This is a genomic window from Methanothermobacter sp. KEPCO 2 (assembly GCF_041228365.1).
GTDB classification, from domain to species: Archaea; Methanobacteriota; Methanobacteria; order Methanobacteriales; family Methanothermobacteraceae; genus Methanothermobacter; species Methanothermobacter marburgensis.
In genome coordinates, this window is record NZ_CP166185.1 from 421,694 (window position 1) to 445,339 (window position 23,646).

Below are 23,646 nucleotides of genomic sequence, written 5' to 3' on the forward strand. Positions count from 1 at the left end.
GTGCTGTCAGTCAGTGACAAGTTCCTCGTCCTCACCCCTCCAGGGTGGGGATACGATGCACAGGAATGAAAGGTAACCCTCACCAGTATTCTCAATGTACTGCACACAGCCCGGAGGGATATAGATGGCGTCGCCTTCACTTACCCCCCTCACCTCATCCCCTATGTGCATGACCCCTTCACCCTCGAGGATGTAGTAGACCTCCACGGACTCCCTCAGGCGGTGGGGAAGTGAGGCCTCACCTTCTCTGAGCATTGCATGGGCGAGGCTGAAGTTCATCCCCACAGGGTCATTCTCTGGGTGGAGGATCTCAGAGAGCAGGGTACCATCCAGGACCCTACCATATTCGCGGCCATCAGGGTTCTTAACAATCAGATGAACCATCCCCAATCAAATTACATGTAGAAGTCCTTCTTAACCCTCCTGGCCTCCTGTGGCTTTCCCTGGGGGTAGTATATGTAGTCTGCGCTGAGAACGATGCGCCCGGCCTCAGGTTTCAGGGTGAAGTTACCGCCGAAGAAGGTCTCAACACCGTTTATCCTGAAGTCACCCCTGAAGTCTGTACCGTCGCTCCTGAAGTTACCACCACCATTCCAGGCGGCGCAGGTCATGTTGTAGTGGCCGCTTAGGGGTGTTCCGAACATTGCAGACTTCAGGTCTCCCCTCATGAGTGATAAGAGGGCATCCCAGGTGACGTCGATGTGGTCTATGTGACCCACCCCACTCAGACCGCTCTCATTGTAGCATATCCTTGTACCGTTAACCTCATGGGTGTCAAGGTTCTCTGCACCGGGGAGCACTATCTGGAACCTGAAGTCCCTCCCCCTGCCATTTATTGAGTAGTAACCCCCCAGGGAGCCCTCACCCGGCTTATTTGCCGGGATTGATGTGTATGAGGTGTAACTGTAGGGTATCTGTGCAAATATGGCCTCATCGAATACCTCAACCGCCAGTACCGTGACGATTATGAGTCCAGCTATAACACCTGCAACTATCAGAATCCTCCTGTCCATGGGAAACCTCCATCAGTATTCAACAATCTCCATCCTCCTGACTGGTCTACCATCACCCCAGCTACCCATACCAAGGAGTCTACCGGTATCGGCATCCGCGAGGGTTTTATTTTCACGTGCAAGTTCCATCATCATATCCAGGACCTTCCAGTAGCCACTGTAGTCCAGGTTGTCCACCAGCACCCCGAATTCATCTGAAACCGCAAGTGGTGACAGGTGATCAGCCACCAGGTTGCGGTCTGAGCGCACAAGGAGGAACAGCTTCCTGTCCCCGGGTATCTGGGGCGTGGACCTCATTATCCTGTAGGAGTCCGCAGTCCCTGTTATATTATCCCTGTCACCGGCCATAACCACAAGGAGCGTGTCCTGGGGTATACCCCTGAGGTTCTCGAATTTCCTGCCCCCCTCAGAGTCCCCTGTCTGCAGAGCCAGGATACCGTCAGGGTCAGGTATATCCTGCCGGGATGCCAGGTTGAGGGCTATTATACCCCCTGCTGAGTGCCCTGCAAGGAAGAGTTCACCGTTCCATTCTTTCCTGACTCTCCTGAGGGCCTCCCCAACTGCAGATGCGGCGTTATCGGTGAAGGCATCTGAGGTTGTATCGAGAAGGTTCTGGTAGCGGGGGTAGATTACGATGTTCCCCTCCCTCACAAGGTGCCTTATCCAGGCCATGTAGAAGAGGGGCTCTGTGGCGGCCCAGCCATGGATGAATACCACCACAGGGTAACTTCCTGGTTTTGATGGTTTGAAGATCCAGTACCTCTGGCTTCCCTCACCGTGGCTCTCGGTTATCATCCCGTAGCCCGGTTCATCAAGGACAGGGTTGTTGAGGGCTGTTCCTGAGGGGACCATGAGGACCATAAGGAGGAGGATACCTGCCCATATTTTCATGGATTTCACCAGTTGACCTTATGTTACTCATTGATTAAATAACTGCATGAGTCCCTTTAGCATGGTGTTCTCCTGGCCCATGACAGTTTTTCATGGACTGGACCTCAAGCCAAATCGACCTTGAAACTTTTCAGCTGCTTTATCAGATCTCAGAGGATCCTTCCATCGTTCAGGCACACCCTTGCACCGCATGATGGGCATATAAGATAGTAAAACCGTTCCCGGTGGCTTCCATGAAGCCCGGATGATACATTGGCCCTGCAGAGAGGGCAGAGGAAACGCTTCATATGTTAACCCCCAACCACATAATAGTATTGGAAAACCTATTAAATATAACTTTTTCACTGAATGTTAATAAATACTTACCCCATTTGGTAAGTCACCCCCAAGTATAACTTTTTCACTGAATGTTAATAAATACTTACCTCAATTAATAATTCACTTCGAAGATTTTATTAATAATGTGGGCGATAATAATCTTGGGGGTTGAATATGGAGTGGTCTGATTCTGTTCTTTTTGCAAGGAGGATCTCAGTTTCTGCTTCCGCAACGGTAATAGTGATATCCACCCTCATACTTGCAGGCTGGGCAACCGGTAACCAGCATCTCATGGGCAGTGTCCTGGGGTCCCCACCCACCCAGCCGGTAACAGCGGCCCTTTTCATACCCCTCGCAGCCTCCCTCATAGCCCTATCAAGGGACTTCAGGCTCCCGGCGATACTTACAGGGACCTTCCTTCTGGTATTCTACCTTCTGACACTTTCTGGTTACATTCAGGGTGCTGAATACGGTTATAACTCAAGGATCATAACAGTGGCCCTCTTCCTCATATACGCCACTGTCCTGCTCCTCTTCTCAACCTCAAGGTTCAGCGCGGCCCAGATCATCACCTTCCCGGCTGGTGTGATCTCCTACTGTGTCCTTGTGGGCTACGCGGCGGGCCTCGGTGTCTATGGAGAGTACTTTCTCATGGCACTCTACACTGCGGTGCTCCACATACTTATAGCAACCTCCATACTCGCCCTTTACCCTGAAAGGGGGGTTATGGCGCCCCTCCACGCATCATTTGTTGGGGGCCACATAGTAAGGCTCATACTGCCCATGATGATAGCCAGTATAACCGTTCTGGGCCTTGTAACCCTCAGGATAAGGGATTACGTGTTCCCTGGCTTTGGTGAAGTCTTCCTCATGGGCATGACGGCGTCTCTCATAATAATCTCTGTCATAATCGCAGCGATGGAACTCAACAGGATTGATATGAAGAGGGAGGCCTACAGGAGGGACCTCAGGAGGACCCAGCGATTCTTCAGGGACGTTCTTGAGAACCTGGCAGAGGCAGTTGCAGTGGTCGACGCTGAGGGAAACACCATATACCAGAACACGTCGATGAAGAGGCTGGGAGTGGTGGAGCTTCCTGAGTACAGCGGCGAAGGGAGGCCGGTGATAATTGACAGGATGGATATCAACGGGAGGCACTATACAGGCTGGATGGTCCCCAGGTTTCAGGGCGGTGAATATGCAGGGTTTATAGTTTCGCTCACAGACATAACAGACCTCATAGTGGCCAAGAGGTCCCTTGAGGATACACTCATGGAGAGGGACGCCCTCCTCAGTGAGGTGCACCACCGGGTCAAGAACAACCTCCAGATCATAATAAGCCTCCTGAACATCCAGGCAATGAATGCAGACGAGGATACCCGCCAGGTCCTGATGGACGCCCAGAGCAGGGTGAGGGCGATGGCAATCATCCATGAGACCCTCTATGACAGTGGCGACTTCTCAGGTGTTCTCATGTCCTACTTCATAACCAGGCTGATTGAGAGGCTGATAAGCGCCCACTCGGTCTACGGGGTGGACTTTGAGGTGGATGCAGATGTGAGGCTGAACCTGGAGACCGCAATACCCCTGGGCCTGTTCATCAATGAGGCCGTCACCAACTCCATAAGGCATGCATTCCCTGATGGTAGGGGCATGATCCGTGTAAGTATTGATCCAGGTGATGTGATGCACCTCACAGTTGAGGATAATGGTAGGGGTATGGGTGAGGTCCCTGAGGGTACAGTGGGTTTATCCCTCATGAGGGCCCTGGCTGATCAGCTTGAGGGTGAATTTGAGATAATCTCTGATGGCGGCACAGCTGTATCACTGAAGTTCAGGGAACTTGAGTATGTTCGTAGAATTTGAGGTAGTTGTCTTGGTAGGATATGTAGCTGATAAGGTAAGTTGTCTTGGTAGGATATGTAGCTGATAAATAAAAAAAGAAAAAATTGATTTCCTTAGAATGGCAGTTCTGCATAGTAGCCCTTTATGGTTGCACTCTTCCAGTTCTTTATGACTCCAAGGGAGTTCAGGTTGCTTGATGCATCTGCGTTTACCCACTTTCCGTTCACGTATAACTGGGCCCATACATGTCCATAGGTGTTACCTGAGAGGAATGTGCACTTGGCATGGACATACCTTGCCTGTATACCTGCCGCCCTTGAGAGGGCCACAAGGAGGTGTGTTATGTCCACGCAGTTCCCGGTCCTGGTTTTCAGCGTACCGGTGGCACCGTACCTTGTATTGTAGTAGAAGCTGTAGTCTATATGGTCACGCACCCAGTTGAATATGGCTGTTGCCTTCTGCAGTGTAGATGAAAGACCCTTTGTTATGCTCGCTGCAAGTGACCTTATCTCCTGATTGTAAACAGGACAGTTTGCTGATGATGCAAGGTACTTTCCCCTGAAAATTGAACTGTCGATGGTCACATGGTCTGGCAGCCTTCCATTTGCCTTTTCAAATGCAACGACCTTCGATAGCAGATAAACCAGTGTATTGAAGCTCAGAGTCCCGGCACTGGATGATATGCTTGACGGAGCCCTGCCATTTGCTGACATGTAGTTCCAGACGTCCGATGCGATCCTCAGGTATCCATCCCTCTGAATTGTCCCTGCTGCCACTAGGGTTGTGTTTGACCCCTCACTGAATGACCTGATTTCCAGGTCAGCTCCTGTGAGAAACCCTGCCAGCAGGTAGAGGAACTCAGAGTTTTTGATCTGAACTCCATCTATACTCACGTAACTGGGGAGCCTGTAGTTTGACTCCACAAAACTCTTGAACCTGCTGGCGGCATCCATTAACATCTCTGCGGTTACTGAATTGGCGGCAGAGGGCATTGCGTTTGTGGATGGTGTTACACCCAGAAACTCCCTGTCTATCAGGCCGTACCTGAAGAGGGCGTATCCGTCTGCACCACCACTCAGAACCGCGTTTATATCGGCCCTGAGTTCATCTGCAGGCAGTGGTGTTACATCATTCTCTGATCTGTAGGTCTGAATTCCGGTCCAGACCTGGGCGTTGAGGCTTTTGCTCTTGATGTAGGCCGTCACATTCCGTATCCATGATGTCCCTGAATTGTAGTTACCCCTGTAGGCCATGGGCACCAGGACGTCCAGGTACTCTGCAAGCTTTGTGTAGTCCTGTCCATAGTAGTAGGCGTTTGAGGCCTTCTCCGGCATCACCGCCGCTGATAGGAGCAGGTCCGGGTGCACGGATTTTATGGCTTCACTTATCCTCTTAACTATTCCAGTTATTGTTTCTGTGGAATTGGGGACCTGGTAGGCGTTTCCCTGATATCTGATGTAGTCCAGGTGCACCCCACCAACACCGGGTACACTGATGTATGAGAGGGTGCGCTTTGTCAGGTTATCTATGAAGTTCTCTGCGTAGGTCCTGTTGTAGCCGTACACTGTTTCAGTGGTCTTAACTGTTTTTGTAACTGTACGGTACTTTATGGTGTACCTTGTCTCCTTAACGTACCTGTAGTATGTCTTTTTAACGTAGCGGTACTTCCAGGTGTATTTCAGTTTACCCTTGTACCTGTACCATGCCTTGTACTTCTGTTTCACGTACTTGGTGTAGGCCTTCTTCACTGTTACGGTGTAGTAGTACCTGTATGGCTCCTTTACTGTGACCTTTTTTGTCTTTGTAACGTTGTAGGCGTATCTTCCGGTTGGGTCAACCCATTTTCCACTGGCATCCTTGAGGCAGATCACCCAGACGCTCACGCGTATCCCCTGCTCTGATGCATTGCCGAGGAACGAGGTGAGGTTCCTGCTGAACCTGGCGTCATTGAAGGCCAGCTGCTCAAGGAAGACATCCTTTATACCCATCTTTTTGAGTTCTGTGAGGTTCACCCTCCCCATATCGTAGGCCTTAACCCAGATGGCCCCATGGGGGGTGTCTGTTTCCTCTGTCTGGGCGGATATCTGGTTACCTGTGTCATTTGATGTCTGGTTGTCACCTTCCGTTAATGTCAGGTTATTGCTGGTTTCTGTCCCATTGAGTGTCCCGTTATCTGGTATCTCAACGGCACCTGCTCCATTTGAGCCCAGAAATAGCACCATAACTAGGGCTATCAGTAGATTCAGTTTTCCCGAAATTTTACCGCCTCCACTGGGGTTTCGGAAACCCCACATACACTCTTAAAAACTGCATTGTATATAAACATTGTGGTTTAAAATCAGGAAAAAAACAATATTAGAGCCTTTCAAATCAAAATAAACACTATGACGTCTTTTTTTCCGGGTCATGCACTGGTGTGGTCTGAGCACGACGTGATTAACTGGGGGACAGATATGAAGGCCCCGATTCAACTTTAGAGCTCTAAAGAGGGCGTATTTTCGGGTGCATGAACCCATGGTCCCCAGGGAATTGTCCTTAAATCCCCCAGGAAGCTACTGTGACGTCTTCAGCGGTTCCAGGCATTGATCAGAGTACCTTCAAATGGGCGCTCACTCCTCAAGTTCACAGACACCACTGTAGCAGCTGAATATCTCCCCGGATATCCTCTCTGTTGCTTCACGTTTCTCTGAGACAACGACATCTGCCCCTGCAGTGTATAAATTCTCTGTATTCTCAAATCCCCTTATACGGGCGATTATCTTCATCCTCTCATTCAGTGCCCTGGCCTCATGGATCGCGTGGACCGTTGAACGGTAGTCTGCAATGGCCACCACCATAACTGCGGCTTCCGGGACATTGAAGTGCCTGAGGACACCCACGTGGGTGCCGTCCCCATAGTATACGTTGAGGCCCTCATCCCGGGCCCTCTTGACGGTTTCAGGGTTAACGTCTATGCCTATGTAGGGTATGCCGTGGTCCTCAGAGGTCTCTGCAAGCCTCCTCCCGGTTATGCCCATACCAATGATGATAAGGTGGTCCTCAAGGTTGACCTCAGGTTTACTGTACCTCCTCCCGTTCTTTATCCTGGGATGGATATCCGCCTGGATGATCCTCTCTGAGATCCTGGGTGAGAGGGATATGAGGAAGGGGGTTAGGGCCATGGTTATGAGTGAAACCGACAGGAAGGCCTGGAATGTGAAGCGGTCCATGAGGCCGTACCTGAGACCTGACTCAGAGAGTATGAATGAGAACTCACCTATCTGTGCAAGGACAACCCCTGTTAGCACCACAACCCTTGCTGAGAACCCCATGATGAAGCCCACGAAGCTGTTGAGGGCAAGCTTTATCATCATAACACCAATGAGTGCAAGGATGATGAGGGGCAGATGCCCGATAAAGAACCCCACATCAAGGAGCATTCCCAGGGATACGAAGAAGAAACTCAGAAAGACCTCCTGGAATGGCAGTATGGTCCCCTGGGCCCTGTGGGCGTAGTCTGTATTTGCAACGATGAGGCCTGCAAGGAAGGCGCCCAGTGCCGGTGATAACCCTGCACTCCCTGTGAGCCAGGTTACAGATGCACATACGAGTATCACGGTGAGGAGGAATATCTCCCTGCTCCTTGTGGCTGCAACGACATCAAAAAGCCTGGGGACGATCCACCTGGCAGAGAGGAAGGTCCCGGTGAGCACAGCTCCCCCTGTGAGCAGGGTGTGAAGGGGTGTCGAACCACCGGCCCCTGCAAGGAATGGTATGGTGAGTATCATGGGCACCGCAGCGATATCCTGGAATATGAGGATGGCCAGGGAGGCCTGGCCATGGGGTGTCTCTGTCTCATGGAGGTCCTGGAGGACCTTCAGTACAACCGCGGTACTGCTCAGGGCGATCAGAAAACCCATGAATACCGCCTTTCCAGGGTCCAATCCAAGTATCAGCGTGAGGAATGCCACTATCAGTACTGTGAGTCCTATCTGCAGTGTACCGCCAATGAGGGCAGTCTTTCTGAATTCACCGAACCTCTCAGGGGACATTTCGAGTCCAATGGTGAAGAGCAGGAGTATGACACCGAGTTCTGCGAGGCTCTCTATGCTGCCAGAGGATATGAGGCCAAGGACCGAGGGACCGGCTATGACCCCTGTTACAAAGAATCCCAGTATGGTTGGAAGTTTAGCCCGGTTCAGCACAATTAGGACAATCAGCGCAAGGCTGAATATGATGACTATCTCCCTGATTAGTGGAACCTCCATGATAACACCCTGTTTTATGACGATCCAATGCTCTTATCTATATAGTGTGCATTTAACCTATAAGTCTGATTAAAAGTTGGGGGGCCATGTGGACATCCTCATCCTCAACCAGTGAGTATTTAACCTGTAAGTCTTGATTGAAGGAGAAACGGGGATTTTGTTCTTAAATTACCCATCTTTGATGAGAGATTTTCTTTTTAGTGGTAATGCCATTTTAAAAAAAGAAATAAGGGTTTTTCACCCTTAAAATGGTAAACTCGCGTATATGCCCTTTATCACTGCGCTGGAAGTGTTCCAGTTGTTTACAATTCCAAGGCTGTTTCTTGAGCTCGTTGCATCTGCAGCGTACCATGTATCGCCAACAAGGAGCTGGGCCCACACATGACCGTAGGTGTTCCCTGATGTGAAGTTACAGGTACCATGAACGTACCTTGCAGGGATCCCTGAAGCCCTTGCAAGGGCCACAAGGAGGTGTGAATGGTCCACACAGTTGGCTGTCCTGTTCTGAAGTGTCCCCAGGGCACCGTACCTTGTGTTGTAGTAGAAGCTGTAGTTCACGTTGTCACGAACCCAGCAGAAGATGGCCGATGCCCTTGCAAATGTTGATGTGAGTCCACTGGTAATGCTGGCTGCGAGGGACCTTATCTTCTCGTTATCCACAGGACAGTTGGCCGATGATGCAAGGTACTTCCCTGTACTCTCGCCCATGTAGGGGTCGTTCTCTGGCCGGTTCTTCAGTGAGGACGCCAGCTTCGTTACGGTCACAGTATTTGGAAGTCTCCTGTTGTTGCTGTAGAAGCTCAGAATCCTTGAAACTGAGTATACAAGGCTCTCATACGAGATTCTACCTTTACCTGAACCTGCATAGTTTGGGGCTCTCTGGTTCCTTTCCATGAACCCCTGAACCACGGATGCGATCTTCAGGTACTCGTCCCTTTTTATGGTACCTGTAGCATCCCCTGCAGGGTTTGCTGCCTCACCGGCGTTAACCGGTGTTATAGGGGTGTTCTTCCCCAGATTTATCTGGTTGAGGCATTTAACCATTAGATGCAGGAACTGGGCTATACCAAGCCTCTGGTTTGACACCTGCACATACCCGGGTAGGCTCTGATTCTGGTCAATGTATATCTTCAGTGATTTTGCCGCGGAAAGTATCTGTTCCCTTGTGAACCCTGAGTTGCCACTGGCAGCATCGCTGCTGCCGGAATTGTTACTGGCAGGGGTGGATGACTTTACAGAATTCAGTGTGTCGAGTCTGATGTAATTTGGAAGGCGTTGATTTGTCACTTTAAAATTAATTGCCCTTGCAAATAGCCACACAAGAGATTGGAATCCTATCTTCTGGTCCCTGAAGCTGATGTATCCAGGCGCGCCTCCACTCTGGAGCACTCTGCCTGCAACTTCAAGGTAGTCCTTCAGGTAAATTGAGCCTTTGAGCACGGTTCCGGATGTTTCTGACGGTACCTGTACCTGGTTCACTGAGGGTGTCCTGTTGAGGACGTACTGTGATTCGAGCTGCAGGAACTGTGCCAGATTCACCTTCACATCCCCCACCTCCACCGTGAGGGGTAGACGCCTGTTCTTTGCAATGAAGGCATTGACACGGACTGCAGCGTCCTCAACATCGGCCCGTGAGACTGATGGGCCCGCTGCAGCGGCTGGAGTTTTACTCGTATTCTCCAGGCTGCCCCTGATCTCTGCCGCTGTGGAGTTCTTCTCCATAACTGTACTGCAGGTTTTCGGTGTCATGTTATCAGGAAGCAGTGCTTCTTCACCTTGTGTGTTCTGGGCATAGATCTCTCCGGTATTGAGTAACACCATGCATGCGAAGAGCACGCACAGGAGTTGCATACCACGGGATATACTATCGCCTCCAGATGCAGGAAGGAATCCTGCAGAGATATATCTTTCTTTCTGATTTTATTTATAGATTTTGATATGATTCTGAACGGTTTTCACGCCTTTCCAGTAAAAATAAAATTCAGCGACCTTTACAGACATATACGCCTTTAAGGAATCAATAAAATCAGTGGATCATCAGATAATGGTCCTTAAAACCTTTTGGTGTACCTTATCAATAAAATCAGTAGAAATAGGATGGCTCTTAAAACCTTTCGGCGTACCTTATCTCTGAGAATTCTATCTGGAACTCTGTACCACTGCCCGAGGTGTACTCAAGTGTCCCATCCAGCTGGCCTGTGAGGTTCCTCACAAGGAGCATGCCAAGGCTTCTGAGGTTATCAAGGCTGAAGTCAGGAGGTAGGCCCACGCCGTTGTCAGCAACCCTTAAGACGAACCGGTCACCCCTTCTTTTTAGGGAGACAAGGAGTTCACCATCTCCGTTGGGGAAGGCGTACTTGAAGGCATTTGTCACAAGTTCATTGACTATAAGACCCAGGGGCATTATGGTGTCAATGTTCAGTTTAACATCATCAAGATCGAATCTCACATCAACCCTCTGATCAGGCTTCTGGTAGGAGAACATGATGCTCCTCACAAGTCCCTCAATGTAGCCCCGCACATCTATATCAGAGAGGTTTTCTGATCTGTAGAGCTTCTCATGTATCATGGACATGCTCATCACCCTCCCCTGGCTGTCCTTGAGGGTACTCACAATCTGGGGGTCCTTTATGTAACTGCTCTGAAGGTTCAAAAGGCTTGATACAACCTGGAGGTTGTTCTTGACCCGGTGGTGTATTTCACGAAGCAGCAGTTCCTTCTCCTCAAGGGATTTCAGGAGTTTTTTCTGGTAGAATATCCGTTTGAGTGTGGATGCTGCCTCGGCCCCAATGGTCTCAAGGAGCTTAACCTCGTATTCATCGGGGTCACGACCGTTCCTGAACACGAAGAATCCCGGGAGGTCGTCCCCGTGTCTAATGGCAACTGCAACTATCCCATCATCCACGAAGACATTTTCAGCTGAGAGACCCTCAAGGATGCCCTTGAGGTCAGTGTCCTGGAATTCATAATCATTCCCCTCAGCAGGAACCGGCTTACCATCCTCCATGATGTAGGCCTGCCCCTCTTTAAGGGATAGGTGTTCGTGGGTGAGGCTGAAGACGTTCCTGAAGAGCTCCTCAGGGCTTTCACTGTGGTTTATAAGGGTTATAGCCTCATTGATGACCCTGAACTCGTGTAGCCTCATTCTGGTGAGTCTCTCAGATTCCCTCGACTCCTCTATCCTGTCCCTGAGCCTGAGTGTGTGGCGGAGGTCCTGGGCAACCAGGGAGTACCCGATTGAGTCGGCATCCTCCCTTATGAGTGATATGAAGAGCTTTACAGGTATCCTCCTCCCCCCTGAGGTGATGTAGTCAATTGTGACTGGCCTGTGGTGGTAGTCACCCTTTCCAGTGGCATTCTGCCTTATACACTCAAATTCTGCTTCAAGGACCTCATGGTGTTCAGGTGCAACCAGGGACCTCCAGTCATCTGCATATTCAACCCCAAGCTCCTTCATGGCCCTGTAGTTCAACCTGATAACCCTTCCCTGGGAATCCAGGAGAACAACAAGGTCCGTGACCTTATCTATTATGCTCTCCCCTGCGAGTGATGGGTTTATGGTGATGGGTGGGTAGTGGAGCAGGGCGTAGGCTATACCCCCTGTGGCCAGGAGGGATATTATGTGGCTGAGGGCCTGAATGCCGTGCACTCCAACAGAGGGAAGGAAGGAGTTGAGCACCCAGCATGCAATGAGGCTGAGGGAGGACGTCATGAATATTATGGTGGACATCTTCCTCTCACGGTAGGATGGGGCTGTCCTTGCGTGGTTCCATATTATGGACACAGCGGCTGCAAAGTACCCCACAAGGTAGATCTCAAAGAGCAGCCACCAGATCCCGTTCTTCTCAAGCTGTATGTTCCAGAGGCCACCATCGGACACTATTACGGGTGTTATGAGTGCAGTCTTGAGGAGGAGGTAGATGAAAAGGAAGGCTGGAATCAGGGTTATGAATGATGTGGCCTTATTTATCTTTTTCTCACCTGCAGAGAGCACCAGAGCGAAGTTGAGAAAGATTGCAGGCATCAGGATACGGGCAACCCCTGAGAGGATGTACATCAGGAGCGCCTGTTCCACTGAGGATGCCATGTAGAAGATTGATAGTGTGAGGGCCCACCAGGCCATGGCAAGGGCTATTAAAAGGAAGCTCCACTCCAGGTTGCCCCGGTTTCTCTTCAGAGGGTAGGCCCCCATTATGAGGTAGGATACAAATGCCAGTACAGAGAGGGTGCTGTAGATGTTCATCCTCCACACATCTTCAAGGCTTGTACATAAAATGAGGTGGTATATGGGTATATAAAGGTACCTCTAAATATATCTTTACGGTTTTTAGGTGGAGGAATACGATGTCATTCTATGAGTCTCTGGTGAATTTTCTGCTGAATTCACTGATAGGAAGGATACTTAGATCAATCATGGTCATTTTAAATCACGTTATACCAAAAAGAGACGATCAGATACTGTTTGAAAGCATACCCAGTATCTCAGACAATCCCGCCCAGCTTTACAGGTATATGAAAACACGCAATGAGAACTACAGAATGATATGGGTTGTTGATGAACCAGAAGATGGGTTTGATGCCCCACAGTATGTGAGAAACACCATTCCAGAGTTCTGGCAGTTCCTGAGATCAAGGTACATTGTTACCTCACACGGCTACCACCTCATGATAAGGTCAGAAAATCAGGTCTACGTTAACCTCTGGCATGGCATGCCAATTAAGGCAATGGGTTATGCTGAAACGGATCCCTCGATACTCCTGGATGGGGTGACTGATGAGAATTACTATCTAATCGCGACTTCGACGATTATGAAGAATGCTCTGGCGGCTTGTTTCAATCAGGATGCCCGCCGTATACACATAACGGGTCAGCCAAGAAATGATAAACTCTTCAGAACACTCTCAAAGTCTCCATGGGATGATTTCAGAAAAGTGATCCTCTACACACCCACCTACAGGGATGGGGGTGAGGATGCATCAATATTCTCCCTGGAGGATTATGCCGAGGATAGGCTCAGGGAATTCCTCAGAGAACATGATGCAGTTTTCCTGGTGAAACTCCACCCTCTTGATAATGGATTTCGAGCCGATGAGGCGGGAAATATTCAGGTCCTTGATCCAGCCACGGACATCTATGATATTCTGGGTGGGGTTGATGTTCTGGTGACTGATTATTCTTCGGTTTATTTTGATTTTCTTCTGCTTGATAGGCCCATTGTATTTGCTGTTCCTGACCTTGAGGAGTACCGCAGGACGAGGGGTTTTGTGCTTGAGCCCTTTGAGTTCTGGACCCCCGGTCCGAAGGTAAGGACTTTCAGTGAATTCCTGGCTGAACTTGAAAGGTGCATCAGTGATGAGAACTACTACCGTGATGAGCGCAGGATGATAAATGAACTGGTGAACCAGTACCAGGATGACCGCTCATCAGAGAGGGTCTACAAACTGGTATGGGGTGATTGAATGAGGATAGGAATCATAATCCCTTCACTGGATGACAGCGGAGCGGCCAGAGCAGCTTCCAACCTGTCTCACCTCCTCTCAGAGCGTCATGAAGTGCACATAATCACTGTGTACAGACATGAGCCCCTCCAGAATTGGAGTGGAGACTTCCATGTTCTGGATGTTCCAGCAGCTTCACAGGAGCATGGCATCATCACTAGGGCGGGTCTTTTCATAAACAGGTTGAGGGCTCTGAGAAGAATCAAATCTGAACTTGAACTTGACGTCTCCATATCCATCTCAGAGGCCCTGGGCATCCAGAACATACTCACAGCAACAGCTGACAGACCCATTGTTAACCACCATACCGTGCTTTCAAGAAATGAAAACCTTGCTGACATATATGGGAGGATCGTGAAGACCATGGTGAGGATTATCTACCCACGCGCTGAGGGAATTGTCTGCGTTTCAGAGGAATCTGCTTGTGATCTCACAGATCATTATGGAATAAATCCTGATCTTATATCAGTCATACCAAACTCTGTACCTGTCTGTGAATTGGCGGATAGGATGAGCATGCCAGAGGGATGGGATGATGTTTTCAGAGACCCTGTTATTGTAACAGCAGGAAGGTTAACTTATGCCAAGGGGCAATGGCATCTTCTCAGGGTTTTTTCAGAGCTTAAAAAAACAATGCCCCAGCTTAAACTGATGATACTCGGTGATGGGGAACTCCGGGGGTATCTTCATAGGCTGGCACGGGGTCTCGGTCTTGAAACGTTCACAGGTGGCCAGCCGGATGATTATGATGTTTATTTCATGGGATTTCAGAGGGATCCCTATGGATTCATTGGACACTCAGATCTTTTTGTGCTGCCCTCATTGAGGGAGGCTCTTCCGATGGCCCTAATTGAAGCAATGGCTCTGGGTGTGCCTGTTGCAAGCGCGGATTGTGGCGGACCAAGGGAAATACTGGCCCCTAATTCAGATCCTTTATTCAAAACAGATAATACGGAATTTGCAGATTACGGCGTTTTGCTCCCTTCATTTGACGGTAGAAAAAGGGGTGTTCATGATAAACTTTCCAGGGAGGAGAATGTATGGGTTGAAACTATCAGCAGATTGTTATCTGATAGAGATATCCTTGATTTTTACTCTGGAAGGGCGCGAAAGAGGTCTATGGATTTCAGTTCAGGGTCTGTAAAGGAAAGATGGTTCAGTTTCCTTGATAAGATTGTCTGAGTTCCTCAATCAGCGGCTTCCACCTGTTTCCTATAACATCCACGGATCTTGTTTTTATTATGTAATCCTTGAGGTTCTCACCCCACGCAGAACCTATTGAGGGGTCCTTTGTGAATTCTCTCAGCCTCTGGACCATGTAATCTTCGTCATCTGCTATTATGCCATGAACACCGTCCTCAAGTTCCTCGTATTCGCCCCTGAACTTTGCAATGGGAACTCCAAGGTACCCTGCTTCAAGGATGGCGTACCCGAGTTCACTCATTTCATATCCCAGAATCATGATGTCAGCTGATTTCAGGTAGCAGAGAAAATCATCACGGTAACCCATGAATTTCACATTATCTGTGTCGTATCCGCGGGCATCGCCAAATACGAGGAGCCTCAATCTTTTTGATGTCTTTCTGTTAACCTTTTCAACAATTTCCACCAGCCTGGGGATGCTGCTGACCTTGGATCCGCCTATACTTACATATGTAACTGCTGTTAAGCAATTTTTTCCAATTTCCTGACATTTGGAAACCTTTTCATCAATCTCATGTGTGATGAGTGCGTTGTGAATAACAATAGCATCCAGATGGTTCATTTTCCTTGTTATCTCTGAAACAGTTGTTATTCTGCCCCTGTAAACTATGCGTATAAATATGAGCATGTGGAGCGCCCAGTTTAGCAGCCGGAGGATATAGTGGAGGTTGCCAATGGGGTCCATTCTGAGTGCAGTTAGGGCCTCATTGATGACCCATCCATGCACGGTTAGCACAGCCGGGACGCCGCTTTTGCGGATCTTAAGAAGACCCCCTACCTTGAGCGGACCATGGACGTGGATGATGTCATAGCCCTTGAGATCAGTTCTATCAAGTTCTGATGCATAGAAGGTTTCAACTTCAGCCCCCAGGTATCTGTAGACCACTTCCTGGGATTTAACAGCCCTCAGAACACCACCCCTTGTGGAGGGGTCAAAGGGTATTATCATTGCAATCTTCATATACTCCCTCAGTCAAAGATTTTTATAGGTGAATCAGTCAACGCATCTAACTGTATTTTAGATAACTGTATTTATTGATATGATCAGGTAAATCATGTTATTTATTCTGAGAATGCAGGAGGATAGTATGGTGACACCCTTACTTAAGATCATAAATTTAATGATACCGAAAGATAAAAGAATGATCGTGTTTGACAGTGCACCTGATTTTTCAGGTAACAGCATGGCCCTCTTTGATTTTATAAAGGAAACTGAGGATAAAGAGTGTGTATGGATCGTTGATGAACCTGCAGACGTCCCTCATGTAAAACAGGAAAAGCGTCACTCATTGAGGGCACTCTTTAGAATACTCAGGGCAGGGACTATAGTATCAACACATGGGAGGATGGCTGAGATACGTGTTTCACGGCAGAGGTATGTCAATCTCTGGCATGGCATGCCACTCAAGGCCATGGCCTACACCGAAACCAATGGAAGGGAGTTCAAACCCCCGGTCAGTTTTGATGATGAGAATTACTATCTAATCGCGACTTCGACGATTATGAAGAATGCTCTGGCGGCTTGTTTCAACCAGGACGCCCGCCGTATACACATAACGGGCCAGCCAAGAAATGATAAACTCTTCAGGTCGGGAAGACTTTCAGAGATCCTGGCTGTGAACCCGGATTCCTACAGAACCATCATCCTCTTTGCACCGACATTCAGATCATCGGAATTCATAGACGACGGCAATTTAATATCCCATCATCTCAATTTTCATGATTTTGATGCGGATAAATTTTCAAGATTCCTCCAGGAAAACGATATACTTTTTCTGGTGAAGTTTCACCCCCTCGAGGAGGATGAGGCCAGAAAGTTCTTCAAAAAGATGGATAATGTTCTGCTTATAGAAAGCGATGAACTTGCGCGAAGACATGCTGATCTCTATGATATTCTGGGTGGGGTTGATGTTCTGGTGACTGATTATTCTTCGGTTTATTTTGATTTTCTTCTCCTTGATAGGCCCATTGTATTTGCTGTTCCTGACCTTGAGGAGTACCGCAGGACAAGGGGTTTTGTGCTTGAGCCCTTTGAGTTCTGGACCCCCGGTCCAAAGGTCAGGACTTTCAGTGAATTCCTGGCTGAACTTGAAAGGTGCATCAGTGATGAGAACTACTACCGTGATGAACGCAGGATGATAAATGAACTGGTGAACCAGTACCAGGATGACCGCTCATCAGAGAGGGTCTACAAACTGGTATGGGGCGAGGATTGATAATTACTATAACTAAAACTTTGATTGATATGGAGGATGTTGTGACTGTTTTGCGGGGCGAGGATTGATAATTACTATAACTAAAATATTTTTTCTTGTAATTCATCTGGTGTTACCAGAGGTTGTGTTTTTTGATTCCGTAGATTCTGATGCTGAGGACTATGGTTTCTGTTATTATAACGAGACCTGCGACCAGGTAGATGTTTATGAAGGGGGATATTGCAAGGAGCATCAGGAGGTGTGCTACTGATCCTATCATGACGCTGCCGTTGGCGTACCTCTGCTGCCCCAGTACCGCGAGGAATGGGTAACCCAGGAGAATTGAGGGTATCACCACCATGAGGGCCACGGCAAGGAGCCTGAGGACATTGACGCTTGGCATGTACTGGGCTCCGAAGAGTATTCCTATTATGGTTGGGGCGAAGATAATTATACCTGCGCATAGTATGGTATTCAGGATAAGGGAATACCTGAGCACCCTGCGGTGGAATATCTTGTTGCGTGTCTTGGCCATGTAGGGGTATGTCACCTGCATAAGGGGACTGTAAAGACCCTGGGCTGCAACGTACAGTTTCTCAGCTGCAGAATAATAACCCACAGCCGTGTTACCTGCAAACAGTCCAAGAAAGAACGAATTGCTGCTAGTGTAAACAGAAACAGATACCCTTGAGAGGAAGAACTGGGTGCTGTCCCTGAAGGCCTCATACACAGTCCTCCATGGAGGTAAATGGAATTTGACATTGAACCTTGTCCTTATGATCCACTGGGAAATCACCCCCGCAGTGATTGTGCCGAGGGCCTGAAAGAGGGGTACATAGAGATAATCCGAGGATTTCTTTATGAAAAGGAAGATGGCGGCGACAAATATAACGTTGGTGAGGACATTGAGGAGGGTTATGTACTTCATCCTTTCCATGCCCTGATAGAACCAGGTGGGTGATATAACGTTCCCCACTACAAGTCCGAATGCGAAGATGAATATGGGCCACGTGGCCGTGAACCGGGGGATCATGAATACAAGGGCAAGGAGTATGGAGAAACTGATAACTGCAAGGACACCCTTGATTATCATGACTGAACTGAATATCTCAGATATGCGCTCGGGGTCGTCCCGGTTCATGGATATTTCACGGACAGCAGAGAGGTTAAAGCCGTAATCGGTTAGTATCAGGAAGTAGGTGTTGAATGCAATGGCGAAGTTAACAAGACCATAATTATAGACACCCAGGACCCTTGTGAGGTAGGGAAGTGTGATGAAGGGCAGTATGTACACAAGGACCTGGAGGGTTGAAAGTGAGAGAAAGTTCTCAGCCAGGACCCGGTATTCCTCTGATTTAAGAGCCCTGATAAGATCCCTGAATCTCATATTCCCTGCACACCCACGTCCTCCGTTTTCATAAAGGATCCTTTTTAGAACTCCATGCCTCTAAAGATTCTATCCTGAAACTCCCTTATGTAGATGTTGACTTTTTCAGGTTCATCCATGGTCCTGTGGACCATTTCAAGCACTGGAAGGTCAATATCATCTGTAAGTTCCCTTATGGCCTTTATTGAACGGAGGCTCTCGATGGTTATGGTTGAATCCTCACTGAGCCTCATCTTCTTACCCAGCATCAAGCCCAGGGTTCTGTTACGGCTCTTATCGGTTGATGCTGTTAGCAGAAAATCTCCGAATCCACAGAACCTGTCATGAAGTTCGCCGTAACCCATCTCATTGAGTATATGGGTCATCTCCCTGAAGCATAGTGTTAGAAGAGAGTACCTGTGATTTTCACCGGTTATCTGCCCATCAAGTATTCCCATGGCAACGGCGTACACGTTCTTGAGTATCCCGCAGAACTCAACACCCTCAATGTTTTCTGAGTGATCGAGGATGATGCCGGGGGCCCTGAGAAGCCCTGAAATCTCATCTGCGTAGCTGGCGTCGGCCCCAATGGTTATGCCTGATGTTATGCCTCTTATGAGTTCATCTGCGAAGTTGGGTCCTGATATGCTGAAGACTGTGGCGGACCCGGTCTCTTCCCGGATGACGGAGGACATTGGTTTCAGGCTGGGATGTTCTATTCCTTTTATGCAGGATACGATCTTTTTATCCTCCAGATTGGACTCGAGGGATCTCAGTATTTTTCGGAGGTTGCCTGAGGGCACCGCCAGGAATACGTATTCGGATTCGTCTATAATTTCATTTCTGTCCATGAGGACTGCTTCTATGTTCTCCCTGAGTTTTACTCCTGGATGGTATGCTGTGTTTTCATGTTTTTTGTTTATGGTCTCAGCGATCTGGGGTCTGCGTGCCATTAAATGGACTTTCTCGGTGTTTATAGCTAGGACCTGTGATATGGCTGTTCCAAAGCTTCCTGCTCCTATAACTGTGACCTTCATCTGTGGGTCTCCCTGAAGTATCTTTTTGCCTCTTTGAGATCCTCCGGGAAGTCAACCTCCACGCAGAACCTTTCTCCGATGTTGAGGGGTTTGAATTTTTCACCCCTTTCGATCAGTATTTCAACGCCCCTTTCGAAGTAGTCCTGGTCATCGCATTCCTTTAGGGCTTGAATGAACTGTGGCAGGGTGTTCCGGCCAATTCTGTTGATTCCCACGGCTTCACCCAGGGGGTTGCTGACGGTTTTGGAGAGTTCTTTTATGAATCCTCCATTGTTGAGGCTGTATTTGACCTCTTCTTCTCCGACTTTTTTGTTGTCAACGCATATGAGGTTTTTATATGGGGTTTCCATGATCATCTGCAGTATCTGGGGGTCGAAGACCACGTCTCCGTTCATCCAGATTACGTCGTCGTCTATGCCGTTCAGTCCGATGAGGAGGCTTTTGGATGTGTTTGTTTCTGCGTAGCGGTGGTTGTAGATGAATTCGAGGTCGGGGTATTGTTCCTCTAGGAGATGGCCCTTGTATCCGAGGACTACTCTGATGTTTTCCAGTTCGGTTATCTTTGTGATGTTCTCTATCTGCTGGTCGATTATTGTCTTACCATTGGCCAGTTCAACGAGTGCCTTTGGGATTCCATGACCCAGTCTGCTCCCAACACCCGCAGCAAGAATAACAACCCTAATAAAAATCACCTTTCAGAAATCTTTAAATGAAGAATAACTTAAACCCATTTTATGTTGCATACTATTTAACTGTATTGTGATGGTTATCTGTTAGTCATCTCTGCTTCAGTAGGAGGCTTTAATCTTGAAGATACTTCATGTTACACCATACTTTAAGCCATCATGGGAGGCGGGTGGTCCTCCACGTTCAGCTTATGATCTAGCATCAAGGCAGGTTGCAGCGGGTCATGATGTCACGGTTTACACAACAGATGGATTCAAGAGACGTCTTTCCGTAGCGACAGATGTACCTGTTGATGTTGATGGTATAAGGACATACTATTTCAGGAATCTATCCCTGTACCTTGCTGGAAATATGAACCTTCCCCTTCCCCTTAAGCTACCACTCACCGCCAGAAGGGAGATTGATAGCTTTGATATTGTACATATACATGAGCATAGAACATTTCTTGCTGTGGCTGTATCGACGCTGGCAGCGAATAGGAATGTCCCATACGTCGTTCAGCCCCATGGATCAGTGCCTACCATGTCAAGAGGAACACTTAAACGATTATTTGATTTAATAGCAGGTAACAGGGTAATGTACGGGGCTTCCAGAATCATAGCAACATCAGATATAGAATCGAAATTTTACCGCCAGGTTTACCCTAAACTGAAACCTGAATCCATTATAAAAATACCCAACCCTGTGGAGATACCTAAGAAACCATTGAAGGGGGCTTTTAGAGAAAAATGGGGACTTGAGGATAGGAAAATCATACTCTATTTGGGAAGGATTCATGAGAGGAAGGGACTTCAAATGCTCCTGAGGGCATTCAGTGAGATCAATGAGGGTTCTGTTCTTGTGATAACAGGACCAGATGACCACTACGAGAGGAGGTTGATGAAACTTATAGGAGAACTTGGACTTGAGGAAAGAGTAATTCTCACAGGGCCACTTTATGGCACGGACAAATTTGAGGTCTACACTGATGCTGACGTATTTGTACTTCCATCATCTTCAGAATATGAATCCTTTGGGAACGCTGCAGCAGAAGCAATAGCTTGCGGTACCCCAGCAGTTGTAACGTCCCGATGCGGGATCTCTGAATGGATGGATGAACATGATGGCATTATTACAGAACCATCAGTGAAAGGCCTGCGAAGGGGTATAAGAAACGTCTTAGAAAAAAGAAATCTTTTTGATCCATCAGCAAAAAAATTTGACCCTGAATTAATATCAGCGGTGTTTGAGGATGTTTATCGGCAAGTGGCCGATCATAAGTAGTATGCTGTGATATCTGGCAAATGGGCACTAAGTTAAAAACAATAGACAGGTTGTAATTAATGTCAGGCGACAGAAAGATTATTGCAGCGTTACGGCTGTGGCAATATAAGCTCTAATTCTTTTTGAAATTCAGAGCAGTATAGGGATATACTACTTGAACATCTTCCTCTATGTTAACAACGCAATGAAGATGGCCCACCTTGGACTCAGTGATGTACCTTACCTTCCACCGTTCCTCCCGGCTGTAATCTCCATATTTTTCAGGCCGGGATTTGCTGGTGAGAAGGTTGTGTTTGCAGTTGTATCTGCATTCTACGTCGCCGCAGTCATTGGAATGCACCTCCTCCTGAGGATCAGATTCAGTGAACTGGAGAGCCCTGCAGGAAGCATTTACTTCGCATCCTTCATTGTGTTGTTTTATCCTGGGCTGCCACAGGGGCCCTGGATGTGCCCTCAATAGCACTCTCCATATGGGCGGTCTAACCTGGCCCTTCTTGGAAGGAGACGCGACAGCCGCTTCTACTATCCTGCATTTCCGGTTGCAATGGCGGCATTCCTCACAAGGTACACTGCGGGGCTCATGATCATTCCCCTGGCCCTCATAATATTCACGGATCCCCACATGAGGTCAAAGTTATCTGACACTGTGAAGGGAATCGCACTGGGCCTCCTACTGTATCTCCCATTCGGATACTTCTTCTACAGAAACATTAAAACACCCTTCCCATTTATAAAACAGTTCACGGGTACTGCAACGGGATCAGCAACGTCAATAAACCCAGGATACAGTGTTGACAGCCTCTAGAGCCCTGATTACTATATATTCAACACAGAACGAACACAACTACCAGCTGGATACAGGGTTATATATTCCAGAGGTGGAATTGCAATCGCAGAGAAGATCAGACCCTGAGTGTGGTAGGTTTGTTCTTCCAGGGATTAAATCTTTAGGTGTAATAAAGGGGGATGTGGACCCATCCATTTCCTTATTCTTATTTCAGGTGGGTCACGGGTCACAGAGCCCACTGGCTGACCATCTCTTCAAGTATTTATATGACGTGGATCAATATTAGTTCAGATTTGACGTGGACACAGACTTATTCTGATATGGAATCATTCATTAAAAGGAGTGATGCTGATATGGAGACTCAGAGGATACTCGTAACCGGCGGCGCCGGATTCATAGGTACAAACCTTGTCAACGAACTCAGAGAAAGGGGCCACGAGGTCCTGGCGGTTGACCTCATGCACACCGAACGTGAGGACTACATGAGGGCCGATGTAAGGGAGTACAGGCAGGTTGAAAGGATATTTGAGGACGATAAATTTGACTACGTGTACCACCTGGCGGCTGAGTACGGAAGGTGGAACGGTGAGGACTACTATGAGAACCTGTGGAAGACCAACGTCATAGGTACAAAGCACATGCTGAGGATGCAGGAGAAACTGGGCTTCAGGATGATCTTCTTCTCCTCTGCAGAGGTCTACGGCGACTACAGTGGTGTCATGAGTGAGGATGTGATGGTCAAAAACCCCATAAGTGACACCTACCAGATGAACGACTACGCCATCACCAAGTGGGCCGGTGAACTCATGTGCATGAACTCGGCCACAATGTTCGGTACAGAGACAGTCCGTGTCAGGCCGGTGAACTGCTACGGCCCCCATGAGAAGTATTCACCCTACAAGGGATTCATACCCATATTCATCTACCATGCCCTCCACAGGAAGCCCTATACGGTCTACAAGGGACACAAGAGAATAATAGACTATGTGGAGGACTCTGTGAGGACATTTGCAAATATAGTGGACAACTTCATACCCGGTGAGGTCTACAATGTGGGTGGACGCAGGGAATGGGAACACGACATAAAGGAGTACTCAGACATGGTCCTTGAGGCCGTGGGTATAGATGACTCAATAGTCACCTACAGGGAGTCAGAACCATTCACCACAAAGGTCAAGACAATGGACTTCTCAAAGGCTGAGAGGGACCTCAAACACGACCCACAGGTCCCGCCTGAGGAGGGTATAAGGCGAACCGTTGAATGGATGAAATGGTACTACAGGATAGAGGACTGA

20 protein-coding genes are annotated in these 23,646 nt (G+C 48.3%); 8 read left to right on the plus strand and 12 right to left on the minus strand.

Annotation, left to right across the window (positions count from 1 at the left end; translation table 11 throughout):
* Nucleotides 1–6: 6 nt before the first annotated feature.
* The 4 genes from AB9H23_RS02415 to AB9H23_RS02430 form a co-directional block, all read right to left on the minus strand.
* Nucleotides 7–384 (minus strand): cupin domain-containing protein, encoded by a 378-nt coding sequence (locus AB9H23_RS02415; RefSeq protein WP_370005329.1) that lies wholly within the window; start codon nucleotides 382–384, stop codon nucleotides 7–9.
* 11 nt (nucleotides 385–395) lie between these two features.
* Entirely contained in the window at nucleotides 396–1,013 is a 618-nt protein-coding gene (locus AB9H23_RS02420; protein WP_370005331.1) for a hypothetical protein, read from the minus strand.
* Between the two features lie 12 nt (nucleotides 1,014–1,025).
* Complete coding sequence (locus AB9H23_RS02425) at nucleotides 1,026–1,904, minus strand: alpha/beta hydrolase (protein WP_370005333.1); 879 nt, start codon at nucleotides 1,902–1,904, stop codon at nucleotides 1,026–1,028.
* Between the two features lie 149 nt (nucleotides 1,905–2,053).
* Nucleotides 2,054–2,191, minus strand: coding sequence for a hypothetical protein (locus AB9H23_RS02430; protein ID WP_370005335.1), 138 nt, complete (start codon nucleotides 2,189–2,191; stop codon nucleotides 2,054–2,056).
* Nucleotides 2,192–2,396: 205 nt separating this feature from the next.
* Here AB9H23_RS02430 and AB9H23_RS02435 point away from each other — a divergent pair, with 205 nt between their 5' ends.
* Nucleotides 2,397–4,088 (plus strand): sensor histidine kinase, encoded by a 1,692-nt coding sequence (locus tag AB9H23_RS02435; RefSeq protein ID WP_370005337.1) that lies wholly within the window; start codon nucleotides 2,397–2,399, stop codon nucleotides 4,086–4,088.
* 92 nt (nucleotides 4,089–4,180) lie between these two features.
* Here the strand turns inward: AB9H23_RS02435 and AB9H23_RS02440 are convergent, their stop codons facing one another.
* The 4 genes from AB9H23_RS02440 to AB9H23_RS02455 all read right to left on the minus strand — a co-directional run bounded on the left by AB9H23_RS02440 (nucleotide 4,181) and on the right by AB9H23_RS02455 (nucleotide 12,557).
* Nucleotides 4,181–6,289: a pseudomurein-binding repeat-containing protein gene (locus AB9H23_RS02440; RefSeq protein ID WP_370005339.1), complete on the minus strand. Its 2,109-nt coding sequence runs from the start codon at nucleotides 6,287–6,289 to the stop codon at nucleotides 4,181–4,183.
* A 387-nt stretch (nucleotides 6,290–6,676) separates the two neighbouring features.
* Nucleotides 6,677–8,314 carry a cation:proton antiporter gene (locus AB9H23_RS02445; RefSeq protein WP_370005340.1) on the minus strand — a complete coding sequence of 546 codons (1,638 nt, stop codon included), beginning with the start codon at nucleotides 8,312–8,314 and terminating at the stop codon, nucleotides 6,677–6,679.
* Between the two features lie 243 nt (nucleotides 8,315–8,557).
* Nucleotides 8,558–10,165, minus strand: coding sequence for a pseudomurein-binding repeat-containing protein (locus AB9H23_RS02450; RefSeq protein WP_370005342.1), 1,608 nt, complete (start codon nucleotides 10,163–10,165; stop codon nucleotides 8,558–8,560).
* 253 nt (nucleotides 10,166–10,418) lie between these two features.
* Nucleotides 10,419–12,557 (minus strand): histidine kinase dimerization/phosphoacceptor domain -containing protein, encoded by a 2,139-nt coding sequence (locus AB9H23_RS02455; RefSeq protein WP_370005344.1) that lies wholly within the window; start codon nucleotides 12,555–12,557, stop codon nucleotides 10,419–10,421.
* A gap of 101 nt (nucleotides 12,558–12,658) precedes the next feature.
* Between AB9H23_RS02455 and AB9H23_RS02460 the strand changes: the two genes are divergently transcribed.
* Complete coding sequence (locus tag AB9H23_RS02460) at nucleotides 12,659–13,774, plus strand: CDP-glycerol glycerophosphotransferase family protein (protein WP_370005346.1); 1,116 nt, start codon at nucleotides 12,659–12,661, stop codon at nucleotides 13,772–13,774.
* Nucleotides 13,775–14,995: a glycosyltransferase gene (locus AB9H23_RS02465; protein ID WP_370005348.1), complete on the plus strand. Its 1,221-nt coding sequence runs from the start codon at nucleotides 13,775–13,777 to the stop codon at nucleotides 14,993–14,995.
* Here AB9H23_RS02465 and AB9H23_RS02470 read toward each other — a convergent pair.
* Complete coding sequence (locus AB9H23_RS02470; RefSeq protein ID WP_370005350.1) at nucleotides 14,970–15,977, minus strand: glycosyltransferase; 1,008 nt, start codon at nucleotides 15,975–15,977, stop codon at nucleotides 14,970–14,972. The two genes, AB9H23_RS02465 and AB9H23_RS02470, sit on opposite strands and share 26 nt — an antisense overlap.
* A gap of 181 nt (nucleotides 15,978–16,158) precedes the next feature.
* On the opposite strand from AB9H23_RS02470, the gene AB9H23_RS02475 reads away from it, so the two are divergent.
* The gene (locus AB9H23_RS02475; RefSeq protein ID WP_370005352.1) at nucleotides 16,159–17,232 is read left to right on the plus strand and encodes a CDP-glycerol glycerophosphotransferase family protein; all 1,074 of its coding nucleotides are present in this window, start codon (nucleotides 16,159–16,161) and stop codon (nucleotides 17,230–17,232) included.
* Nucleotides 17,233–17,344: 112 nt separating this feature from the next.
* On the opposite strand, the gene AB9H23_RS02480 is transcribed toward AB9H23_RS02475, so the two are convergent.
* The 3 genes from AB9H23_RS02480 to AB9H23_RS02490 are packed head-to-tail and all read right to left on the minus strand — an operon-like array spanning nucleotide 17,345 to nucleotide 20,306.
* Nucleotides 17,345–18,598, minus strand: a complete 1,254-nt coding sequence (locus AB9H23_RS02480) for an oligosaccharide flippase family protein (protein WP_370005354.1) — start codon at nucleotides 18,596–18,598, stop codon at nucleotides 17,345–17,347.
* A 44-nt stretch (nucleotides 18,599–18,642) separates the two neighbouring features.
* Nucleotides 18,643–19,614: an NAD(P)H-dependent glycerol-3-phosphate dehydrogenase gene (locus tag AB9H23_RS02485; protein ID WP_370005356.1), complete on the minus strand. Its 972-nt coding sequence runs from the start codon at nucleotides 19,612–19,614 to the stop codon at nucleotides 18,643–18,645.
* Complete coding sequence (locus tag AB9H23_RS02490; protein WP_370005358.1) at nucleotides 19,611–20,306, minus strand: NTP transferase domain-containing protein; 696 nt, start codon at nucleotides 20,304–20,306, stop codon at nucleotides 19,611–19,613. The genes AB9H23_RS02485 and AB9H23_RS02490 overlap by 4 nt, the downstream gene beginning before the upstream one ends.
* A 115-nt stretch (nucleotides 20,307–20,421) precedes the next feature.
* On the opposite strand from AB9H23_RS02490, the gene AB9H23_RS02495 reads away from it, so the two are divergent.
* The 4 genes from AB9H23_RS02495 (at nucleotide 20,422) to AB9H23_RS02510 (ending at nucleotide 23,646) form a co-directional block, all read left to right on the plus strand.
* Nucleotides 20,422–21,564 carry a glycosyltransferase gene (locus AB9H23_RS02495; RefSeq protein ID WP_370005359.1) on the plus strand — a complete coding sequence of 381 codons (1,143 nt, stop codon included), beginning with the start codon at nucleotides 20,422–20,424 and terminating at the stop codon, nucleotides 21,562–21,564.
* 154 nt (nucleotides 21,565–21,718) lie between these two features.
* On the plus strand, nucleotides 21,719–22,024 hold the full coding sequence (locus AB9H23_RS02500) for a hypothetical protein (RefSeq protein ID WP_370005361.1): 306 nt from the start codon (nucleotides 21,719–21,721) through the stop codon (nucleotides 22,022–22,024).
* Nucleotides 22,025–22,108: 84 nt separating this feature from the next.
* Nucleotides 22,109–22,369: a hypothetical protein gene (locus tag AB9H23_RS02505; protein ID WP_370005363.1), complete on the plus strand. Its 261-nt coding sequence runs from the start codon at nucleotides 22,109–22,111 to the stop codon at nucleotides 22,367–22,369.
* Between the two features lie 335 nt (nucleotides 22,370–22,704).
* On the plus strand, nucleotides 22,705–23,646 hold the full coding sequence (locus AB9H23_RS02510; protein WP_237779528.1) for an NAD(P)-dependent oxidoreductase: 942 nt from the start codon (nucleotides 22,705–22,707) through the stop codon (nucleotides 23,644–23,646).

Excerpts from the sequence above, each read along its gene's own strand:
- AB9H23_RS02415 (WP_370005329.1), bottom strand. The coding sequence starts at position 384 with ATGGTTCATCTGATTGTTAAGAACCCTGATGGCCGCGAATATGGTAGG.
- AB9H23_RS02420 (WP_370005331.1), bottom strand. The coding sequence starts at position 1,013 with ATGGACAGGAGGATTCTGATAGTTGCAGGTGTTATAGCTGGACTCATA.
- AB9H23_RS02425 (WP_370005333.1), bottom strand. The coding sequence starts at position 1,904 with ATGAAAATATGGGCAGGTATCCTCCTCCTTATGGTCCTCATGGTCCCC.
- AB9H23_RS02430 (WP_370005335.1), bottom strand. The coding sequence starts at position 2,191 with ATGAAGCGTTTCCTCTGCCCTCTCTGCAGGGCCAATGTATCATCCGGG.
- AB9H23_RS02435 (WP_370005337.1), top strand. The coding sequence starts at position 2,397 with ATGGAGTGGTCTGATTCTGTTCTTTTTGCAAGGAGGATCTCAGTTTCT.
- AB9H23_RS02440 (WP_370005339.1), bottom strand. The coding sequence starts at position 6,289 with ATGGTGCTATTTCTGGGCTCAAATGGAGCAGGTGCCGTTGAGATACCA.
- AB9H23_RS02445 (WP_370005340.1), bottom strand. The coding sequence starts at position 8,314 with ATGGAGGTTCCACTAATCAGGGAGATAGTCATCATATTCAGCCTTGCG.
- AB9H23_RS02450 (WP_370005342.1), bottom strand. The coding sequence starts at position 10,165 with ATGCAACTCCTGTGCGTGCTCTTCGCATGCATGGTGTTACTCAATACC.
- AB9H23_RS02455 (WP_370005344.1), bottom strand. The coding sequence starts at position 12,557 with ATGAACATCTACAGCACCCTCTCTGTACTGGCATTTGTATCCTACCTC.
- AB9H23_RS02460 (WP_370005346.1), top strand. The coding sequence starts at position 12,659 with ATGTCATTCTATGAGTCTCTGGTGAATTTTCTGCTGAATTCACTGATA.
- AB9H23_RS02465 (WP_370005348.1), top strand. The coding sequence starts at position 13,775 with ATGAGGATAGGAATCATAATCCCTTCACTGGATGACAGCGGAGCGGCC.
- AB9H23_RS02470 (WP_370005350.1), bottom strand. The coding sequence starts at position 15,977 with ATGAAGATTGCAATGATAATACCCTTTGACCCCTCCACAAGGGGTGGT.
- AB9H23_RS02475 (WP_370005352.1), top strand. The coding sequence starts at position 16,159 with ATGATCGTGTTTGACAGTGCACCTGATTTTTCAGGTAACAGCATGGCC.
- AB9H23_RS02480 (WP_370005354.1), bottom strand. The coding sequence starts at position 18,598 with ATGAGATTCAGGGATCTTATCAGGGCTCTTAAATCAGAGGAATACCGG.
- AB9H23_RS02485 (WP_370005356.1), bottom strand. The coding sequence starts at position 19,614 with ATGAAGGTCACAGTTATAGGAGCAGGAAGCTTTGGAACAGCCATATCA.
- AB9H23_RS02505 (WP_370005363.1), top strand. The coding sequence starts at position 22,109 with ATGGCGGCATTCCTCACAAGGTACACTGCGGGGCTCATGATCATTCCC.
- AB9H23_RS02510 (WP_237779528.1), top strand. The coding sequence starts at position 22,705 with ATGGAGACTCAGAGGATACTCGTAACCGGCGGCGCCGGATTCATAGGT.